This is a genomic window from Mesorhizobium sp. M2A.F.Ca.ET.067.02.1.1, from assembly GCF_004023285.1.
GTDB lineage: Bacteria > Pseudomonadota > Alphaproteobacteria > Rhizobiales > Rhizobiaceae > Mesorhizobium.
In genome coordinates, this window is sequence record NZ_RZSB01001364.1 from 1 (window position 1) to 588 (window position 588).

The 588-nt window shown below is 68.2% G+C and carries 1 protein-coding gene; it reads right to left on the reverse strand.

Annotated features, from left to right (window positions below; genetic code table 11):
- On the reverse strand, window positions 1–588 hold a 588-nt coding region (locus tag EOA28_RS37840), incomplete at both ends, for an amidase family protein (protein WP_245501713.1).

Sequence of the window (588 nt, forward strand, 5' to 3'; positions counted from 1 at the left end):
GTTGAGCGGCATTCCCGAAAGATGGGCGCCGACCACCACCAGTTCGATCGTGCCATCATCGGCCGGCGCGCCGACAGGCTGCGCGCTCGACTGCGGCCATCCGGTCGCGCCGAGAGCGAGGCCGCTCGCGGCATGGAGATCGCGTGCCACCGCTGCGACGAGGCCGTCGCGTCCTGCGGCGGCAAGCAGGGTCACGCTCATCGGCAGGCCGTCGTCGCGCGTGCCGGTCGGCACGGCGATGCCGCACATGTCGAGCAGATTGACGAAATTGGTGTAGGTGCCCAGCCGGCTGTTGGTGACGATCGGATCGGCGAGCACGGCATCGACGCTGTAGTGGGTCGGCGCCGTCGGCATGCAGAAAAGGTCGACGGAGGCGATGACGGGGGCCAGGCGGGCCTTGTAGGCCTGCAAGGCGTAGAGGCCGCGGAAAGCATCGGCGGCCGACAGGTTCCTGGCGCCACCGATGATCTTGCGCGTCACCGGATGGAGGGCTGCTTCATTCGCTTCGAAGAAATCGCGGATCGCCGCATAGCGCTCCGCCACCCAGGCGCCTTCGTAGAGCAGGTCGGCGGTGGCGTAGAAGTCGCC